Annotated in this window: 11 protein-coding genes; 7 read left to right on the forward strand and 4 right to left on the reverse strand. The window is 63.7% G+C overall.

The window, feature by feature from the left end; all coding sequences use genetic code 11:
- Window positions 1-38: 38 nt before the first annotated feature.
- From OXT71_15075 to OXT71_15085, 3 genes are read right to left on the reverse strand one after another with little or no spacing between them, the layout of a single operon-like run.
- Window positions 39-953: a dihydrodipicolinate synthase family protein gene (locus OXT71_15075; protein ID MDE2927716.1), complete on the reverse strand. Its 915-nt coding sequence runs from the start codon at window positions 951-953 to the stop codon at window positions 39-41.
- A complete protein-coding gene (locus OXT71_15080) occupies window positions 950-3,103 on the reverse strand; it encodes a tetratricopeptide repeat protein (protein MDE2927717.1) in 2,154 nt (717 codons plus the stop codon). The genes OXT71_15075 and OXT71_15080 overlap by 4 nt, the downstream gene beginning before the upstream one ends.
- Window positions 3,104-3,129: 26 nt before the next feature.
- The gene (locus tag OXT71_15085; GenBank protein ID MDE2927718.1) at window positions 3,130-4,464 is read right to left on the reverse strand and encodes an aspartate aminotransferase family protein; all 1,335 of its coding nucleotides are present in this window, start codon (window positions 4,462-4,464) and stop codon (window positions 3,130-3,132) included.
- Window positions 4,465-4,585: 121 nt separating this feature from the next.
- On the opposite strand from OXT71_15085, the gene OXT71_15090 reads away from it, so the two are divergent.
- A complete protein-coding gene (locus tag OXT71_15090; protein MDE2927719.1) occupies window positions 4,586-5,356 on the forward strand; it encodes an SDR family NAD(P)-dependent oxidoreductase in 771 nt (256 codons plus the stop codon).
- A gap of 63 nt (window positions 5,357-5,419) precedes the next feature.
- Window positions 5,420-8,689 (forward strand): exo-alpha-sialidase, encoded by a 3,270-nt coding sequence (locus tag OXT71_15095; GenBank protein MDE2927720.1) that lies wholly within the window; start codon window positions 5,420-5,422, stop codon window positions 8,687-8,689.
- A gap of 427 nt (window positions 8,690-9,116) precedes the next feature.
- On the opposite strand, the gene OXT71_15100 is transcribed toward OXT71_15095, so the two are convergent.
- On the reverse strand, window positions 9,117-9,452 hold the full coding sequence (locus OXT71_15100) for a nucleotidyltransferase domain-containing protein (GenBank protein ID MDE2927721.1): 336 nt from the start codon (window positions 9,450-9,452) through the stop codon (window positions 9,117-9,119).
- Between the two features lie 188 nt (window positions 9,453-9,640).
- Between OXT71_15100 and OXT71_15105 the strand changes: the two genes are divergently transcribed.
- The 5 genes from OXT71_15105 to OXT71_15125 all read left to right on the forward strand — a co-directional run bounded on the left by OXT71_15105 (window position 9,641) and on the right by OXT71_15125 (window position 15,025).
- Complete coding sequence (locus OXT71_15105) at window positions 9,641-10,012, forward strand: VOC family protein (protein MDE2927722.1); 372 nt, start codon at window positions 9,641-9,643, stop codon at window positions 10,010-10,012.
- 167 nt (window positions 10,013-10,179) lie between these two features.
- A complete protein-coding gene (locus tag OXT71_15110) occupies window positions 10,180-11,832 on the forward strand; it encodes a GWxTD domain-containing protein (protein ID MDE2927723.1) in 1,653 nt (550 codons plus the stop codon).
- Window positions 11,833-11,924: 92 nt separating this feature from the next.
- Window positions 11,925-13,253 (forward strand): MFS transporter, encoded by a 1,329-nt coding sequence (locus OXT71_15115; protein ID MDE2927724.1) that lies wholly within the window; start codon window positions 11,925-11,927, stop codon window positions 13,251-13,253.
- A gap of 17 nt (window positions 13,254-13,270) precedes the next feature.
- A complete protein-coding gene (locus OXT71_15120; GenBank protein MDE2927725.1) occupies window positions 13,271-13,921 on the forward strand; it encodes a YqgE/AlgH family protein in 651 nt (216 codons plus the stop codon).
- A gap of 24 nt (window positions 13,922-13,945) precedes the next feature.
- On the forward strand, window positions 13,946-15,025 hold the full coding sequence (locus OXT71_15125; protein MDE2927726.1) for a hypothetical protein: 1,080 nt from the start codon (window positions 13,946-13,948) through the stop codon (window positions 15,023-15,025).
- Window positions 15,026-15,084 lie beyond the last annotated feature (59 nt).

Raw genomic sequence — 15,084 nt, forward strand, 5'->3', positions numbered from 1 at the left:
CTGTCCTGAAGGTCAGATGCGCTGCATTTTCTGATAAATCAGATCAAGTTTCGGAAATACCCTTCACTCCGGATCACGTCTCGGGCCCACTCCTTCTCCGGTTCCGAGACCGGCTTCAGCGGAGGCCGGGGAGCGCTGGACTGGAGGAAGCCGAAAGCTTCGATCAGTGCCTTGTCCACGGCCACGTCGGTATAGCCGCGCCGGCTCAGGGGCCAGTAGATCTGGTCCATGCAGCGGTCGAATTCCACCTGCATCGCTTCGGCCCGTTCCCATTCCTGGTCCTTGCAGGCCTGGTGCCAGGTCTGGGCGAAACGGGGCGCCAGGCTGGTCAGGAGGGAGAAGGCCCCGTAGCCGCCCTGCTTCATGGAGCGGACCATCCAGTCGTCCAGGCTGAGGTGCCTCAAGGAAGCGGAATGCTCCTGCAGCCCGTCCCAGAATTCTTGTGACAACTGCCCCTGCTTTGTGCCCCAGAGGTTGGGCACGTCCAGCAACGACGCGTATTCGTGAGGCTCGAATTTCACCTCCGGGGCGTAGCTGGTGTTGTAGTGGACGATTCCCAGGGAAGGACAGGCGTTGGCGATGGCGCGCAACGCACCGCCGCGCTCCTCGACGCTCAAGGGAATGAAGTGGGGCGGAATGGCCAGGACCGCGTCGGCGCCGGCCTCGGCCAGCCACTGGACCGTCTCCAGGATTCCGCCCAATCGAACCGAGGTCGCCCCCACCACCTTGAGCGTCTCCGGTCCCGCCTCCTCGACGAAGATCCTCACGGCTCGCCGGTACTCGTCGGGAGAAACGTTGAAGAGCTCACCGCTGGTGCCCAAGAGGTACATGGCCTCGAGGCCCTCGCCGCGGTAGGCGCGAATATTATTCCGGAGGGCGGTCTCGTCCATGCTCCAGTCGGCGTTGAAGCACATGGGAATGTTGGCGATCACGCCCTGCAATCTTTCTTTCATGGGGATTCGGGCTCCTTTCCGAGCTTCGCTTCGAGTTGCTTGATCTGCTCCATCAGGAATTCGTCGCCGGGCTTCAACTTCAAGGCCGCCCGGATGGCATCCAGGGCTTCCCGGAGATGTCCCAGAGAAGCGAGTGACAGGCCCAAGTTGACTTGAGCCGCCAGCAGACCCGGTTCGATCTCCAGCGCGCGGCGAAAGGCCTCGACCGCCTCTTCCACCTTTCCCGTGGCTGCCAGCGTCGCCCCCAGGTTGGTGTGGGCGGTCGCCATTTCGGGAGCCAGCGCAATGGCTCTGCGGAAAGAAGCGATGGCCGGTCCGGCCGCCCTCGCTGCGTAGTGTTGAAGCCCCAGATTGTAGTGGGCGCTGGCGAAATTGGGCTCAAGACGGATCGCTTCCTGGAAAGCCTTCGTGGCTTGTGGTCCGAGATTCTGCCGGGACAGGGCCAAGCCCAGGTTGTTGTAGGCATCGGGAAGATCCGGGTCCAGGCGCAAGCTGGATTGCAAGACCTGTGTGGCCTCTGTCAGCCGACCCAATTCCAACAAGGCATAGCCCAGTTGCGTCAGGCTGACCGTGTCGTCCGGCTTGACCGCAAGGGTGTTTCGAAGCATGGCCAGACCCTGTTCCAGGGATCCTTGCCCCGACAGCGCCAGCCACTGGTTGCGCAGGGCCGGCAGGTAGTCTCGTTGCCGGCGAAGGGCATCCTGGTGGAGGCGGACGGCGTCCTTGAACCTGCCCTCCGCCAAGTAGGCGTCCCCCAACTCGAAGTAAAAGCCTGCGTGGAGAGGACGTTGGGCCTCCAGGACCTTTTCCAGCCTGGGAATTCCGGACTTCAGGTTGGCGTCCTGTTTGACTTGAGCCAGCGCGTCGTAGAGCTCGATCCGGCCTGATTCGGCGGGACCCGGCGGATAGTAGCGGATGACCTCTCCCAGGATCACCTCTTGGTGGGATTCGGCCAGCGCCGCCAAGAGGTCGCCTTCGGGCGGACGGCGGGCAATCCGGTGATCGGTCATGACGGCGTGGACCACGTCCTGGGTCCTGCGCCGGGGCATGTGGCAGAGCAGGCAATCCTCGTCCGCCGGGTGCTCTCCCGCAGCCACCAGAGATTCCACGTGGCTCGCATGGCAACGATTGCAGGCATCCCGCGACGCGGTCCGCGACTCGGGTGCCGACGCCGGCCGGTGGGGGTCGTGGCAGGTCACGCAGGTGAACCGGCCTTCGCTCTCCTGGAAGCAGGCCGACCTCAGGAACCGGTACCCGGCGTGATTCACCTCGAACCGTTCCTCCGCCTCTATCTGATCGGAAGCGTCAAAGTGGAGGATGTAGTCCGCCAGCGGCTCCCCCGGCCGGTATGAGAAGACCTCCCGGTCGTAGTTGCGAATCATCGCCGGGAGGCCCTTGGTGGTGGACTCCAGGTGGCACTGGAGGCAGACCTCCATCTGCCGGACGGGATCCAGCCTGGCCGGATTCACGATGGACGCGCGGATGGCGTCCTTGGAGGCGCGGCTGCGAACCGCCTTCAAGTGGGCGTTCCCGGGCCCGTGGCAGCGCTGGCAATCGATGCCGTTGGGGAGTTCTTCCGGGAAGAGGGGATCCTTGCCGTTGGCGTCGTCTCCCGGCGGCAGTTGCGGGTAGGCGTTGTGGCAGAACATGCAGGCATAGTCGATCCGCCGGCTGAAACCCTTGTGGTCGGGGCGGTCGTAGCCGGGACTCATGCCCCAGTGTCCACCCTCTTCCGAATACCAGGCCAACGGCAACTGGTAAAGGGCGCCCCAAGCGGTCCGGTGGAGATAGGTCCGGCCCCGGTTCCCGGACCCCAGGACGTAGTGGATCTCCTTCTCCACCCGGTTGACGGTCTTCCCCTTCTCGTTCAATTGGTGCCGGCTCAAGTAGTACGAGCCGTTCCTGCGGGCGACCGTGTAGTGCCGGTCGGAGGCCGGGTGGTAGTAGGTCGCCTCCTCCTGTCCTTCTCCCAGCGTGTTGGCGGGATCGGGGAGCGAGAAGGCGCGGCCCATCCCGGTGGTCTGGTGGGAGTCGTAGATCTCCAGGTGGCAGGAACGGCAGTCTTCACTCGAGCCTCCCTGGGAATGGACAGGGAGGGAGAGGAGGACCAGGTGGCAGCACCAAACGGCGAAGCGGTGGCGAACATCCATGAATGACGTCGAGTCCGCCCCGGCAGCTAGAGTTCTGACAGGACTTCGTCCAGGGCATCCAGCGTGCGGTCGATGTCCGAGTCGGTGTGGGCCGCCGAGATGGAGCATTGCTTGGTGGCCACCGGGAAGAAGTAGATTCCGCGCTCGATCAGGGCGCGCCGCATGGCCAGGTCCTGGTTGAAATCGTGGTTTCCGGCCAAGTCGTGCCAGTCCACCGGCTCGTGGTCCATCAGGTAGAGGCAGAAAGCGGATCCCTGCCGGGCCACGGTCCCGGTGATCCCCCGGGAACTCAGGATCGACTCGATCCCGGCCTGACAGCGTCGTCCCAGCCGGTCGATGTGGCGGTACACCTGTCCGCCGCCTTCCAGCAGCCGTTCGATGGTGGCGATGGCGGCGCTCACCGAGACGGGATGGCCGTTGTAGGTTCCGGAGACGATGGGCCGCTTGGAGGGATCGGGATGAGCGAAATGTTCCAGGAATTCCCTCTTTCCGCCCAGTGCCGAGAAGGGATAGCCGTTGGCCACCGCCTTGGCGAAGTAGACCAGATCGGGTGTCACACCGCTGACTTCGCTGTAGCCGCCCACCGAGTACCGGAATCCGGTCTTCACTTCGTCGAAGATGAGCAGGAAGCCGTACTCGTCGGCCAGCTCCCGGAGCCCTTCCAGGTATCCGGGGACCGGCTTCATGATGCCGATGTTCTGCAGGATGGGCTCGGTCACCAGGGCGGCCACTTCGTGACGCTCACAGACATAGCGGACCGAATCCAGGTCGTTGAAGTTGATGACGTGCACCAGTTGGGCGTGAGCGTCGGGGACCCCGGGTCCCAGCGGAATGTAGCGGTACTCGCCGGGAGAGACGCGAGGGCCGATCTGGTCCAGAGGCGTGAGAACGTTGCAGGCCACGTCGTTGTGGGAACCGTTGAAGCCTCCCTGCGTGACGATGACATGGTCGCGGCCGGTGGCGGCGCGGGCTAGGCGCACAGAAGCCATGGAGGCCTCGGTGCCGGTGTTTAGGAACTCCACCATTTCCACCGCCGGAACGTGGGTGCAGAGCATTTCGGCCAGACGGCCCTCCAACTCGTTGGTCCCGCTGCCGTAAAGGCTGGCCCCGGCGTCGATGGCCTTGCGGACCGCCTCATTCACGTAGGGGTCGTTGTGGCCCAGCACGATGGGGGCGAAGGCCGCGTGGTAGTCCAGGTAACGGTTGCCGTCCACATCCCAGATGTAGGCCCCCCGGCCCCGGGCGAAGGCCAGGTCAGGCTCCGCTTTGCGGACGATGGAGACCACTCCGCCGGGGATGTAGCGTTCATTGAAATCCAGCACCTGAGCGGACTTGGAGCGAATGGTTTCGAGGACAGTCATGGCGTTACCTTGAATCGATTCCTTTCCGTTGATAGCTTCCGAACACCTTGTTACTTGTGCCCTCTGAGGGCCGGTCTGTCAAGTGATCGGCGGCGTAGAGACGAAGGAGTCGAGCTACGGGATGTCCCTGAAATCGGCGGTGGCGGTGGTCACGGGGGCGGCGGAGGGCATGGGCCGGGCCATCGCCTGGAAGCTCGGCAGCGAGGGCGCCCGGGTCGCTATCTGCGATCGCAACCGGGAGGGGCTCGAGGCCGCCGCCGGAGCAATGGCGGCCGGCGGCATCCGGGTCCTGGCCAAGGTCTGCGACGTCAGCGACAGCCGGCAGGTGGAGGACTCCATCTCTGCCGTCACCGGGGAATGGGGCCGGATCCGGATCCTGGTGAACAACGCCGGGATCTCGAAACGGAATCCCATTCTGGAACCGGGCGACGAGACCTGGCACGAGGTGCTGGCCACGAATCTGACCGGCGTCTACTACTGCACCCACCGGGCGCTGCCCCATTTCCAGGACGGCGGCCGAATCGTCCACATCTCGTCCATCTCGGGGAAGGTGGGAACGGCCGGGTACAGCGCCTACTGCGCTTCCAAGCATGGGGTGATCGGCCTGACCCGGGCGCTGGCCCTGGAGCTGGCTCCCCGCGGGATCACGGTCAACGCCGTCTGTCCCGGCTGGGTCCGGACTCCCATGGCCCGCAGGGACCTCCGGGAGACCGCCCGCCTCGAGGGCGTGAGCGTCGATGCAATGCGGCAGCGTATCCTGGACGGAATTCCCTTGGGAACCATGATCCGTCCCGAAGAGGTCGCCAATCTGGTGCACTTCCTGGTGTCGCCCTCGGGGGCGGCCATCACGGGACAGGCTGTGGACATCTCGGCGGGGGAGGTGATGTCGTAGGAGGGGGGACAGTCTTGTCCCCCTCTTCGAAACCGACCCGGAGCTTGCGAGGGACTACATAGAATGATTGGAATCGGTTTCATCGTTTCTTTCCTGCTGTTCACGGGATCAGTATGGGGCTCCACCCCGGAATCGAAACCGCGTTCCTTAGGCGACCTGACCGGCCCCTGGGAACTGGTGGTGGACGATCACCTGATCCAGGAAAAGGAGGGATTGGTCCGCCGCTATCACCCGTTTCAAAAGCATTCTGAGAACCCCGTCCTGAAGCCCGACCGGCCCTGGGAAGGACAGGTGGCCTACCTGCTGGGAACCGTCCTCCCGTCGCCCGAAGGCAAGGGTTACCGGATGTGGTACCACACCGCGAATCCGGACGCCGACCCGAACGAGCAGTACCGCAACCTCTACGCCGAGAGCCGGGACGGCGTCCAGTGGACGAAGCCGGATCTGGACATCGTCCGGTATCGGGGTTCAGGAGCCAACAACATCTTCCTGGACCGGATGCGGGAGAGCCACATCCCGCTGGTGATCCACACCCCCTGGGACCCGGACCCCGACAAGGAATACAAGCTGGTCTACTACGACTACGGGCGCACCGATCCCCATCACCGGGTCAGCGGCTACTACGGGGCCTGGTCCAGCGACGGCATCCACTGGAGCCCGATTCGGGAGGAACCCCTGTTGGCGGATCCCGGAGACGTGGGCAATTTCGTCTGGGACCCCCATCAAGGCCGCTATCTGGGCTACGCGAAGATATTCGTGCCCAACGGCGGGCACCGGCGGCGGGCCATCGGCCTGACCGCCACCACCGATTTCCTCAACTGGCCTCCGACCCAACTGGTCCTGGCGCCGGACGCCGTGGACGACCGGTGGGTCACCGCCGACCGGCAACATACCGATTTCTACGGTCTCTCCGCCTTCGCCTACGAATCCATGTACCTGGGTTTCCTCTGGGTGTTCCGGATCGACGACGGGCACAACGACGGGACCATCCACGTGGAGCTGGTGAGCAGCCGGGACGGGATCGAGTGGAAACGGGAAGAGGGCGACCGCCCGCCTCTGCTGGAGCTGGGAACCTCCGGCCAGTGGGACGACGGCATGCTGCACACCCCGAGTCAGCCGTTGGTGGAAGGGGACGAGATCAAGCTCTTCTACGGAGCCTCGGACCAGACCCACGTGAGCCCGGTGGCGGGCGGATGGGGCAATTGCGCCATCGGATTGGCCACCCTGAGGAAGGACGGCTTCGCTTCCCTGGACGCCGGGGACGAAGCGGGTTCCTTCACGACACGCCGTCTGCGTCCTTTTGCCGGGCCTCTGCGCGTCAACGCCGACGCCGGCCGGGGTTGGTTGCGAGTCGAACTGCTGGACACATCCGGAAACATCATCCCGGGTTTCGGCAAGGATCAATGCGACCCGCTGACGGACGACGGCGTCGACCAGGTCGTCCGGTGGCAGGGGCGCGACCAGTGGCCGGTATCCGCGCGGCCCGCGCACCTGCGGTTCTACCTGAAAAACGCCTCGCTCTACTCCTTCCGGGCGGCCGGGCCCTTGGAGCCGGCGGACCAATCACCTCTCTTGGACGTCCTGCTCGATTTCGAGGCAGACGCGGAGAGCGCGGTCCAGGACAACCAGACTGACGACGGTCGACAGGAGGTGCGACTGCACAATTCGGTTCGACTGGTCCGGGATCGGGAGCGGGCCGTCTCCGGCAGCGGAGTGGCGGAGTTCTACGGGGAAGGGAAGACCCACGACTCCTTGGAGATATTGGGAACCCGGTACCTGGGCACCCGTTTCACCCTGTCAGCCCGGGTGAAGCCGGCCCTGAAACGGCGCATGCGCCTGTTCAGCAACTATCGCGGCACAGGCGATCCGGCCACCGGAGAGCTCATCTTCGACTTCAACCCCAACGGCGGCGATCTTCGTTTCGTCTGCAACGGTCAGACCGTACACTCCCGGTCGGTCTCCATCCTCACCGACCGGTTCCACCTCATGGAGGCCACCTATGACGAGGGCCGGGTTCGCCTGTACCTGGACGGCGACCTGGTCGGCGACGGACAGCTCATGGCGGGGACCTCCCACCTCTACTACGAACGTTCGATCGTCCGACATTTGACCCCTTCCGAAAAAGCTCCGGTCGTGGGGCTCTACCTGGCGTCCGATCTGAGGGTGGGACAGGACCTGGAAGGGCGCTTCATCACCTACCGCCACGAGGGGTCGAGCGATCCGGGGAGTCAGTTCGTCGGCCTGATGGACGAGGTTCGTGTCACCCGGCGAACCTCCGGCGCGGTGGGAACACCCGAGGATGGCCGGAAGACCATCCGGGAAATCGGGCCCATCCGGCGCTACGGACCTGGAGGAGGATGGGGAGAGGGGGGATGGGCCCGATCCTTCCAGGCGCCGGACGGCACCATCTATTTTTACGGAGACAAGAAAAGCCTCGACGGCGGCAAGACCTTCGTGTCTCACGAGGGACCTTCCCTGCAGGAGGTCCTCCGCATTCCGGAGCGGGTCTTCTACGTCCGCAAAGGGCACTTCTTCGCACTGGGCGGGGCCGCCGACTTCCAGTCGCCGGGACTCTATACGGTCCGCTCCTGGCGCTCGCGGGACGATCTGGCGACCCTCCAGGAGGAGGAATCGGTGATTCGGGTTCCCGGCGGTCCGCCGAGGGCTCGGGAAGAGGGCGAATGGTACGGACTCTACTTCTACCGGGACATGCTGGAGATGCCGGACGGGACCCTCATGACCACCATGGAGGGGAACCTGGAAACTGACAACCTGCCGCCCACCGACCGGCGCAGCTCGTCGGAGACGCACTTCCAGCAGCGGACCTTCACGCTGATCTCCAAGGACCAGGGACGGTCCTGGGACTACTTCTCCACCGTTGCCGCACCCAAGCCGGGAGACCCGGTGGGCGAGGGCTTCACCGAGCCGTCCCTCCTCCATCTGGGCGGAGGCCGGCTGCTCTGTATCATGCGGACCGGCCACTTCACGCCTCTGTTCGCCAGTTGGAGCGAGGATTGGGGCAAAACCTGGAGCGAGCCGGTCTACACCGGCCTGGACCGGGGCTGCGATCCCACACTCCTCAAGCTTCGCGACGGCAGGGTGTTGTTGAGCTACGGGCAAAGGTTCCCGGCCGGCACCCATCTCCAGCCCAGGGAGCGGGGGGCGCTGGTGCGGTTCGCCTTGAGCGAGGACGAGGGGAAGACCTGGGAAACCGTCACCGTGGCGGAGAGGATGGGATCCTCCTACACCACCGTCATCGAGGTGGAGCCCAACGTCCTCTTCGTCCAGGTGGACGGCTGGTTCTGGCGGGTCAAGTTGTGGCCGAGGGAATAATTTACTTAACCTCCGCCATGCTCCGAATCGAGTTCCCGACGGGTCAATCCGCGCTCGGTCAAGTACCTGTGTATCCGTTCAAGGAACGCTTTCGCTCGCTCATACTCGTGTTTGGTTTCGTCTCGAGAGAAGTGCGTATGCAGACTGTAATCCGCCATCAGTCGATCATCCGAGCTCTCGGCAAGATCCCTTGCCCATTCTCGTTCGATCTCACCGGTGCGTACAAGGTGAAGGCCGAACATGCTCCTCACTGCGGTATGACTGTATGTGGCAATATCGTGTACGAACAGAGCAGATTTGGCAGCGTGAAGAATCGCATAATAGGAGCGAGACACGGAGTCAGCTCGATAATCGGACTGTAGCAGAAGCTTGGCCGATCCGAGCGCTTGCACTGCGCGCTGCCATTCCCCAATGGAGGACTCTCGATTCACAGGACGGGGACCCCGTCGCGTTCGACGGCTTCTCTGAATGTTGACTGGAGGGTTGCCAGCCGTTCCCACTCGGCCTGCGTGTAAGCCATGATCGAGGGCACTGCCCAAGAGGTCGCAGCCAGATCGTAACCGATTCGCCGTAGCGGGCGCTTGAGGCCGTTCGCTTCGTTTTTGACGATGATGAGCACGTCGATATCGCTGTCCTGGTGGGCATCTCCGCGTGCCTTGGAGCCGTATATGACCATGCGCAACACCGCGCCACGGTGCCTTTCTTTAAGGGCCTTCCGGTACTTTTCCAGCCAGGTTTGTTCTTCTGGATGAAGAGTCAACATGGGTTCACACCTCGATTGCATGCTCCTTCGTGATGACACCCTCAGCGTAGCACACGGTTGTCAGATCGCATTCCTTTTTTACCGGATCCATTAACGTCGACCACCGGCATAGAGACATCTCGAAGGTTGAAGGGTCTGGGCTTGATATGATGATCGGGCGATTCCCGCTGGGGGCAAGGAGCGAGACCATGATCAAGGGGGTTCATACCATTTTCTACTCGTCGGAGCCGGAAGCGTTGCGCGAATTCCTCCGCGACAAGCTGGGCTTCGACTCCTACACCGACGTCGGCGGCGGCTGGCTCATCTTCGACCTGCCGGAGGCGGACATGGGCGTACATCCCACCGACCCCTCCGGGAAACACGGCAGTCCGGCCGGTACCCACGCCATCTCCTTCTACTGCGAAGACATCCGGGCCACGGTGGAGGATCTGGCGCACCGGGGCGTCGAGTTCGACGGCGATGTGACTGACCAGGGCTTCGGACTCGTGACCTATTTCAAGATGCCCGGCGGCGTGCGGGTGCAGCTCTACCAGCCCTACTATCGCAAGGACGGACGCTGATCCGCCCCCATGGTCCGCTCCACCCGCCGTCATCCAGGCGATCCGGATCTGCGGACGGCCGCGTTTGTTGTACCGAACGGAGCAGCGGGTATAATGGATGGGGTCGGCTGTCTAACCCGGTCGGGATCTCCGAGGTGCTCATGTCTGGAACCTTCGCAAGTCCTCCCATGCCGTTCAGGTTCGTTCTGCTTGCCTTGTTTCTGGCTCTGCTCCCGGTCCAGGCCAAAGAGAAGAAGCGGGACGACAAGGCCGTCCTCCAGGAAGAGCAGCAGGACTACTACAAGAAATGGCTCAAGGAGGACGTCGTCTACATCATCACCGATGAAGAGCTGGCCGTGTTCAACGGCCTGGGCACCATGGAGGAGAAGGAGCAGTTCATCGAGCAGTTCTGGCGCCGGCGGGACCCGGACCTGAGAACCGCCATCAACGAATACAAGGAAGAGCATTATCGGCGCATCGCCTATGCCAACGAGCGCTTTCCCAGCGGAAAGCCGGGCTGGATGACCGATCGGGGCCGGGTCTACATTATTCATGGGCCGCCGGACCAGATTACTTCCCGTGCCGGAGGCGGCTTCTACGCCCGGCCCATGCACGAGGGGGGAGGGGTGACCTCCACCTATCCCTTCGAAACCTGGCGCTACCGCTATATCGAGGGTCTGGGACAGGAGATCGAACTGGAGTTCGTGGACGCTTCTCTGAGTGGAGAGTACCGGCTCAGCCTGGACCACAATGAGAAGGACGCGCTGCTCTATCTTCCAGGCGGCGGCCTGACCCTGGCCGAGGAGATGGGCCTGGCCGAGAAGAAGGACCGCCCCTTCTTCTCCCCGGGCATGCGGGACAGCTTCCCTTACATGGCCACCCGGGCCCAGGACGACGTGTTCGAGCGCTACGAGCGTTACGTCAGGATCAAGGCGCCGAAGCCCATCAAGTACGGCGATCTGAAAGGGCTCGTGGATGTTTCCATCGGCTACGAAACGCTCCCCTTCCGGGTCCGGCGCGACTACTTCAAGCTGGGCGACGATCGGGTGGTGGTGCCGGTCACGGTGGAACTCGACAACGGCGAACTGTCGTACAAGCTGGAAAAGAATCAAAGTTACGTGGCCAAGGTGGGGGTCTACGGCGCTGTCACCAGCATGACCAGGGAGATCGTGGACGAGTTCGACTACGACCTGGTGCAGACCTACCTTCCGGAGGCCTACGCCGCCCAGAACCGGAAACAGGGCCGGTCCACCTACCAGAAGATCCTGGTCCTGGACCGCAAGCTGCGTTACCGCTTGGACCTGGTGGTCAAGGACCTGCGTAGCGGCAAGGTGGGAGTCAGCCGGACGGCCATCGTCCCTCCGGCCTTTGGCGGCGAGAACCTGAAAGCAAGTTCCCTGATCCTCACGGACCTGGTTCGGCAACTGGAGGACATGGAAAAGGACGAGATGTTCGTCCTGGGAAACGTGAAGGTGCGTCCCGTCCTGGATCACAAATTCGCCGCCTCGGCGCCCCTGGCCGTCTATCTTCAGGTCTACAACGTGAACGCCGACCAGGCCACTCTGGTCCCGTCCATTGAGGCCAGCTACCGCATCTCCAAGGGTAAGAAGGTCCTCATGGAAGAAGTGGACGAGACGGGAGCGTCGATCCAGTATTTCTCGGGCCAGCGCATGGTCCTGGTCAAGAGCCTTCCCATCCGGCAACTGAAGCCCGGCCGGTACCACCTGAACGTGAAGGTCCACGACAAGATCAGCGACCAGGAGGTCAGCGCCGGCCAGGGTTTTCAGGTGCGCGCGCCGTCTGGGGCCGACAGCCTGAACAAGACCGCATCTCTCCAGTAGTGCGCTCGCAATAGCTCCGGAGGTTCTCCCTGACCGCTACCCCGTCCTCTCCCCGGAGCCGGGTCCGCTACTCCGTCCTGGTCTGGCTCTGCGTGGCGGCCGCCATCGCCTACATCCAACGCAACTACCTCTCGGTGGCCGAGAGCACCATCCGGACCGACCTGGGTCTGAGCAAGGAGCAGATGGGGTGGATCCTGAGCGGCTTCTTCTGGGTCTACGCCGGATTCCAGGTGCCTGCCGGCTGGCTCGGGGATCGCTGGGGCGCGCGGCGGACCCTCCCTTTCTACTCGGTGGTCTGGTCGGTCTGCACCGTGGCTTCGGCGGTGGCGGGTACGGCGTTGGCTCTCTGGCTGGCCGGCCCGGGTGGAGCGATTCTGGCGGCCTACCTCTGGCTGCTGGTTCCCCGCATGTTCTCCGGCGCGGCCCAGGCGGGCATCTTCCCCTGTTCCGCGGTCGTGCTGTCGAGATGGATGCCGGTGAACCGGTTGGCCGTTTCGAGCGGCTCTCTCGGCGCCGGGATGCAGATCGGAGCCATCCTCGTCGCCTTCCTGACCGGGATCCTCCTGGAGTGGGGCGTCACCTGGCGTTGGCTCTTCGTCCTCTACGCGCTCCCCGGGGGAGTCTGGGCGCTCCTGTTCTATCGCTGGTTTCGGGACCGCCCGCGGGACCACGCCTCCGTTACGCCCGGCGAATTGGAATTGCTACTGTCCGAAACCAAGGCGGCGCAGGATTCGCAGGGGGACCCGGACGAAGAACCGGACCGGAGCCGGCCGGTCAAGACGCCGTGGAAACATCTGGCCGCGAGCCCGGCCATGTGGGCTATCTGCGGACAGCAGTACTTCCGGGCCGCCGGGTACATCTTCTACGCCAGTTGGTTTCCCACCTATCTGCAGGAGTCACGGGGTGTCTCGGTGGCCGAGTCGGGACTGCTGACGAGTGTTCCCCTGATCGCGATTCTATTCGGAGGACCGTTGGGCGGCGTCGTCTCCGATTGGATCTACTCCAGGAGCGGGAACGTGGCAATGGCCCGGAAGGGGATGGCCTTGGGCTGCCTCATGGTCGGCGTGCTGCTCACGGTGTCCGGATGTCTGGTTCACAATCCGTTGCTCGCCGTCTCTCTCATCGGGATCGGTGGCTTCTTCGCCGCTTTCGTCAGCCCCATCGTCAATTCGCTGACCATTGCCATGGGCGGAAACAACGTGGCGACCATCTTCGGCACCATGAACATGGCCGGAAACCTGGGAGCGGCAACATTTCCCGTCGTCGTCCCGCTGCTCCTGGGTCCGTCGGGCGACAACTGGACCCCCGTCTTGTGGGTGTTCTGCGGCGTCTACGTGGTGGCCGCTCTGTTCTGGCTGATGCTCAAACCGGAGGGCACCTTCGTCGGGCAATCGCTTCTTTCTCGGGTCCCGCCGTCGTAGTAGACTGGGCGGCAACCATGCGGGTCTCCCGGAACATGAAGCATTGGTTGGCCTTGGGCATTCTGTTCCAGGTCTGCCAGAGCGTCGAGATCCAAGCCGGGTCCATTCCCAAGCCGCGGCCCCGCATTCCCTTTCAGGCGGTCCAGCCGGGCAAGGGGGTGTTTCTGGTGGCCAAGCAGGGGATGCTCGACCCTCGGTTTCGCCGCACCGTGGTCCTGCTCGTGGCCCACGGTCCGTCCGGTACGCTCGGTGTGATCGTCAACCGGGCGACCGACGTCTCCCTGGAGGAAGTCCTGCCTCAACTCGAGAAACCGGGAGGAAAAGCCCGCCTCTACTACGGCGGTCCGGTGGGTATGGATACGCTCATGTTTCTGATCCGGAGCGAGGAACCTCTGGAGCAGACGACCAATGTAATGGGGGACGTCTATTTCGGAGGCGACAAGACCACACTGGAACGTCTTTTGGAAGAGGAGAGGGGTTCCCACCAGCTCCGCCTCTTCGTCGGACATTCAGGCTGGGCCCCGGGACAGTTGGATTCGGAACTGGACCGGGGTGACTGGCGCCTCTTTCGGGCCAATGCATTCACCGTATTCGAGAAACGCCTGGACAGCATCTGGTCCGACTTCATGGAGCCGCCGAAAACCGAAAGGGAAGTGGCGGCCCGATGAGCAGTTCCGGATAGGAGGCGGACGATGGGAAACGAACCCGGAGATCCATCCTACTCCCGCCGTCAGTGGATGGGACTGGCCGCGTTGGGCGGCGTAACGGCCGTCGCCGCCGGCCCGCGGCAGGCGCCCTCCGAACCACCGCCGGGTCCGCACCGTCTCGCGCTGAGGGCGGGAGAGCTGGAGGCCCTGGTGGTGGACAACCACGACGGACTGGCCGGCGAGGAACAGAAACACAGCCGGGCTTCGGTTCCCCAAGTGGCCGGGGGACTGGGACGCCTGACCGTCGCGGTCCCCTTCGAGAGGCGCCACAATGGCTACAACGGGATCGCGCGCTTCAGTTCCGGTGGTTCGCCACACCCCTTTCTTCCGGTTGCTTCGGGCCTGAACTGCGAGTTCTTCTTCGACGGGACCGAGGGCACCTTCGAGCCCCGCTGGAGCGACCTGGAGAACTTCCGGGCCCAACCGTCGAGCCTGAAGCGGATCTCCGGGCAGGAGGCCTGGCTCCAGATCGAACCCGGCGAGCGATGGGGAGTCCATGTGGAGACCACGTTCAAGTTGGTAAAGCCGTGGTTCCTGGACGTGGAGCACGCCTTCACACCGACACGGCTGGACAGGATACGGACCCGGTATCTGGGCGTGTTCTGGGCCAGCTACATCCAGGCGCCCCGAAATCCGGGCTACTATCTCTGGGGCCGGCGGTCCAGCTTCGAGGCCCCGGCCTGGCACGGCATCTTTGACGCCCTGGATCTGTATGAATCGGGAGCGATCCAGGCCGAGCGGGGTCCGGTCGGTGACGCGTTCCGGGGCCAGGGAAGGCGGCTGCTTTACAGTTTCGGCTCGGTTCGCTACGTGGAGCCGCTGATGGCCGGCAAGGTCCACGGCATGTTGCTGGCCTACCTGTTCCGCCCTTCGGACGAGTTGGAGATCCGCCCCGCCTTCAACGCCGGCGGTGGTGGCGTCGGCGGCCCCGCATGGGACTACCAGGCGGTGGTTCCGAACCCACAGGAGGGACGCCGTTACAGCTTCCGGCTGAGAGTCGTCTACAAGCCTTTCGAAGCTCTGGACGAAGCCCTGGACCTGCACCGGGATTGGGTCGCCGGATAGTCTCGAACTGGAACCATCTTCTTCCTACAAGATTGACGGGTAGCCGAAACCCGTACGGA

Source organism: Acidobacteriota bacterium, assembly GCA_028874215.1.
GTDB lineage: Bacteria > Acidobacteriota > UBA6911 > RPQK01 > JAJDTT01 > JAJDTT01.